6 protein-coding genes and 1 tRNA gene are annotated in these 4,138 nt (G+C 65.3%); all 7 read right to left on the bottom strand.

What is annotated here, in order from left to right; all coding sequences use genetic code 11:
- Window positions 1-923: integrase arm-type DNA-binding domain-containing protein (locus tag JOY90_RS03675; RefSeq protein ID WP_291689807.1), on the bottom strand; the 923-nt coding region annotated here is incomplete at its 3' end.
- Between the two features lie 203 nt (window positions 924-1,126).
- Window positions 1,127-1,202, bottom strand: a tRNA-Phe gene (locus JOY90_RS03670).
- Between the two features lie 144 nt (window positions 1,203-1,346).
- Window positions 1,347-1,538 (bottom strand): DNA gyrase inhibitor YacG, encoded by a 192-nt coding sequence (gene yacG, locus JOY90_RS03665; RefSeq protein ID WP_291689806.1) that lies wholly within the window; start codon window positions 1,536-1,538, stop codon window positions 1,347-1,349.
- Between the two features lie 61 nt (window positions 1,539-1,599).
- Window positions 1,600-2,232 carry a Maf-like protein gene (locus JOY90_RS03660; protein WP_291689805.1) on the bottom strand — a complete coding sequence of 211 codons (633 nt, stop codon included), beginning with the start codon at window positions 2,230-2,232 and terminating at the stop codon, window positions 1,600-1,602.
- 183 nt (window positions 2,233-2,415) lie between these two features.
- On the bottom strand, window positions 2,416-2,868 hold the full coding sequence (locus JOY90_RS03655) for a low molecular weight phosphatase family protein (protein WP_291689804.1): 453 nt from the start codon (window positions 2,866-2,868) through the stop codon (window positions 2,416-2,418).
- Window positions 2,869-2,940: 72 nt separating this feature from the next.
- Entirely contained in the window at window positions 2,941-3,438 is a 498-nt protein-coding gene (locus tag JOY90_RS03650) for a UPF0262 family protein (protein ID WP_291689803.1), read from the bottom strand.
- The coding region (gene hisD, locus JOY90_RS03645; protein WP_291689802.1) for a histidinol dehydrogenase at window positions 3,435-4,138 on the bottom strand (704 nt) is incomplete at its 5' end. The genes hisD and JOY90_RS03650, both read right to left, overlap by 4 nt.

Raw genomic sequence — 4,138 nt, 5'->3', positions numbered from 1 at the left:
TCGTCATGGGAGAACAAGTAGCGGCCGCGGCCGGTCAACGGCCGCAGCTCGGTAAGGATAGCGAGCGCTTGCTGGGAGAGCGGCACTTCGTGATCATCGCGCATCTTCATTTTCTCGGCGGGGATCAGCCATACGCGGTTCTTCTCGTCAAACTCGCTCCACTCAGCGAGCCGCAACTCGCCGGGCCGCACCATAGTCAAGGAGATCAGCTTGAGCGCGTAGCGCACCAGTCCACCGTTCTTGGCGTCGTAGACCTCAATCCGGCGCATCAGGTCGCCCACGTCGTCGGGATCGGTCAGCGCAGGGCGCGGATTGCCCTTGGGTGCCTTGGTGAGCGCGTGCTTCAAGTCGCGGGTGGGGTCGCTGTTGCAATACGAGGCGCCTACGCCAAATTGGAAGACTCGCGAGGCGGTCGAGCGGAGGCGTCCGACGGTGTAGTACCGTCCACGGGCCTCCGCACGCCGGAATGCGGTCAGCAATTCCGGCGGAGCGATCTCGCAAAGCGGCCGGTCGCCGATCTCACGATTGAGCTGAACGAGATTCCAGCGTTCCCGCTTGATCGTCGACTTGGCCTTGTTCTCTTTTTCGAGCTTCGTGGTTGCCCATTCTTCCCCGACTGCACGGAAGGTGTGCTTGAGCTTTTCGTCTTCCTGTCGCTTGGCCTCGCGCACCGCGACTGGATCTTGGCCCTGATCAACGAGCTTTTCCGCGTTGTGGCGCTTGTCGCGCGCGGCCTTGAGTCCGACGCCAGGAAAGGTGCCAAAAGACATATTCTTGCGCTTGCCGCCGAAACGGTAGCGGTAGAGCCACAGCTTGGTCCCATTTGGCCGCACCACGACGCTGAGGCCCTGCCCGTCTGCAATCGCATATTCCTTGTCCGCCGGCGTCGCATTACGGATTTTCGTGTCGCTCAGTTCATCCACGGGAAAGCTCCCTTGCAATCGGGCGGCCAGCCAGTGTACCCGGCCCTTCCAGTGTACCCACAGTGTACCCGGAAGCGCCGGATGCCATCGGACGGTCGCGAACCGTACCGGGCGTCAATATATGAGGAAACGCCTCATTTTACGAGGGTTCGTGCTGATCGGCGAACGGGCGCGGACAAAAAAGAATTGGGCCGAAAGGCCAATGGTGCCCAGGGGCGGAATCGAACCACCGACACTGCGATTTTCAGTCGCATGCTCTACCAACTGAGCTACCTGGGCATGCCGCGGCGGGAGTCCGTGAACGGACCAGCGGGCCGGCGGGTTATAGTGGGCGGAAACGGCGCTGTCTACCTTGCTTCGCCGAGCCGGAACACGCCAGGTCCGTCACGCCGGGGCCGTTCGCAAGGTATAGGCAGACCTGACTTAACCCGGGTCCTCCTCGTCGTTCTCGGAGCCAGGGACGACATAAGAGCTGGACAGCCAACGGTTGAGATCGACATCCCGGCAGCGCGGCGAGCAGAACGGGCGCGCGTCCTGGGCGGCCGGGCGGCCACAAATCGGGCAGCGCCTGACCTTGGCAGAAGCAACAGCCTGTTTCGCGGATTCCTCGGACATCGACCCCATAGCTATGGACCGCGGCTGGCCGGAACAAGGGAGGTCGCGACCGACCCGCCGCTCACGCCGCGGCGGTGGCGTTGAGCCAGCCGAAGCGGATCGGAAAGCCCTCGCCGCCGAGCAGCGAGATAGATTCATAGAGCGGCAGGCCCACGACGTTGGAATAGGAGCCGACCATCTTGACCACGAAGGAGCCGGCGATGCCCTGCACTGCATAGCCGCCGGCCTTGCCGCGCCATTCGCCGGAACCGATATAGGCCGCGATGTCCTCCTCGCTCAGCCGCTTGAACCGCACCCGCGTCTCGACCAGGCGCTGGCGGTAGGCCTCGCGCGGCGTGACCAGGCAGATCGCAGTGTAGACCCGGTGATTGCGGCCGGACAACAGCCGCAGGCATTGCGCAGCCTCGTCGACCAGGTTGGCCTTGGGCAGGATGCGGCGGCCGACCGCGACCACGGTATCGGCCGCGAGGATGAAGGCACCGCGCAGTTCGTCGTCGACCTGCACCGATTTCACCGCAGCGTCGGCCTTGGCGCGCGCCAGCCGATTGGCGCAGGCGCGCGGCAGCTCGCCCCGCCGCGGGGTCTCGTCGACATCTGCCGGACGCAGCGCATCGGGCTCGATGCCGGCCTGGTTGAGCAGCGCAAGACGCCGTGGCGAACCGGAAGCAAGGACGAATTTGGGGCGGCCAAGCATGGCGGATGTGCGGAAGGGGATTCGAACGATGGAAACGCCGGCGGAACGTATCGGAAGGCCCCGGCTTTCACAACCCGTCGGAACGATCGCAAAAGCCAAACATTTGCAGGCCCTTGTCAGGCGACTGTCACACTCCCGTAGCGGCAGGCGCGAAAGGCGCTGATTCACCGCGAAAGCAGGGCGTCACCCGCTCGGCGCGCCCACCCTGGCGAAGCGCCGGCGGATGCGCCTGAGCAGCATTTCGCAGACCTCGCGGTAGGCGGCGAGCTTCTGCTCGCGATTGCCCGAGGTGCCGGTCGGGTCATGGGTCGGCCAGTATTCGACCTCGGCCGCCAGCGTACGCGTCAATTCCAGCGCCTTGTGGTGCGCCTCGGGCGACAGCGTGATGATCAGGTCGAAATTCAGCCCCTCCCAGTCCTCCAGCTCCTCGAAGGTGATCGGCTTGTGCGCAGAGATGTCCGCGCCCATCTCGGCCGTCGCGGCGACCGCGAACGGATCGAGCTCGCCCTTTCTCACTCCCGCGGAGCGGACATACATCGCCTGCGGAAACATCTGCTGCAGCAGGCCCGCCGCCATCGGCGAGCGCACGCTGTTGAGCCCGCAGGCGAACAGCACCGCTTGCGGTGCCCCAACCATCAGGGGCTACGCCCTTCTTGTTTGGCGCATGATCTGATCCGAAAACCGGTTCCCACTTTTCGGGATCATGCGCTACCCCTTCCAGTGCAGCACGGTGATCAGCGTGAACAGCCGCCGCGCGGTCTCGAAATCGACGCGCACCTTGCCCTTCAGCCGCTCCTGCAGCGTGCGCGAGCCCTCGTCATGAATGCCGCGACGGCCCATGTCGATGGCCTCGATCTTGTCCGGGGTGGCGGTGCGGATCGCCTGGTAATAGCTGTCGCAGATCATGAAATAGTCCTTGACGATGCGCCGGAACGGCGTCAGCGACAGCAAATGCGCAACCACCGGCGTGCCGTCCTCACGGCGGATGTCGAACATCAGGCGGTTACCGGTGATGCCGATGTGCAGGGCAAACGGGCCTTGGCCGTCGACGCCTTCCGGTGCGAACAGGTTCTGCTCGATCAGGTCGTAGATCGCGATCGCCCGCTCGTGCTCGATATCCGGTCCGGAACGTCCGATCGATTCCTCGTCGAGCGTCACCGCGACGATGCGGTTGGTCGGGTCTTGCTCGGCGGGCGCGTTGCTCATGGCAGATTGAGGCGGGTGCCGACCGAGCGCGCATGGGCGTCCAGCCCCTCGGCCTTGCCGAGCGCCATCGCCGCAGGTCCGAGCGCACGTAGCTGCTCGGGGCCGCATTTGAGCAGCGAGGTACGCTTCATGAAATCGAGCACGGAAAGCCCCGAGGAGAATCGCGCCGAACGCGCCGTCGGCAGCACGTGGTTGGAGCCGCCGACATAGTCGCCGATCGCCTCCGGCGTGTGCGCGCCCAGGAAGATTGCGCCGGCATTGCGGATGCGCGCGGCAAGACTTTCCGGATCGGCGGTCATGATCTCCAGATGCTCGGCCGCGATCGCGTCCGCGAGCGGCACGGCATCGGCGAGCGCCTCGACCAGGATGATTGCGCCAAAATCCTCCCAGGAGCAGCCGGCGATCTTTGCCCGCGGCAGCGTCGCGAGCTGCGCCTGCACCGCGGCCGCGACCTCGTCGGCGAGCCGCGCCGAATCAGTGATCAGGATCGCCTGCGCGCTCTCGTCGTGCTCGGCCTGCGCCAGCAGATCGGCGGCGACCCAGCCGGCATTGCCGGTATCGTCGGCAATCACCAGCACCTCGGAAGGACCGGCGATCATGTCGATGCCGACCTTGCCGAACACCAGCCGCTTGGCGGCCGCGACATAGGCGTTGCCGGGCCCGACGATTTTCGCCACCGGCGCGATGGTCGCGGTGCCGT

It is taken from the genome of Bradyrhizobium sp., from assembly GCF_019242285.1.
In the GTDB taxonomy this organism is placed as follows: domain Bacteria; phylum Pseudomonadota; class Alphaproteobacteria; order Rhizobiales; family Xanthobacteraceae; genus Bradyrhizobium.
The sequence above is the reverse complement of the archived record's forward strand: the minus strand, read 5'-3'. Positions and strand labels throughout refer to the sequence as shown.

What these genes read in the sequence shown, in the direction of transcription:
- JOY90_RS03660 (WP_291689805.1), bottom strand. Translation starts at nt 2,232, where the DNA reads ATGCTTGGCCGCCCCAAATTCGTCCTTGCTTCCGGTTCGCCACGGCGT.
- yacG (WP_291689806.1), bottom strand. Translation starts at nt 1,538, where the DNA reads ATGTCCGAGGAATCCGCGAAACAGGCTGTTGCTTCTGCCAAGGTCAGG.
- JOY90_RS03655 (WP_291689804.1), bottom strand. Translation starts at nt 2,868, where the DNA reads ATGGTTGGGGCACCGCAAGCGGTGCTGTTCGCCTGCGGGCTCAACAGC.
- JOY90_RS03650 (WP_291689803.1), bottom strand. Translation starts at nt 3,438, where the DNA reads ATGAGCAACGCGCCCGCCGAGCAAGACCCGACCAACCGCATCGTCGCG.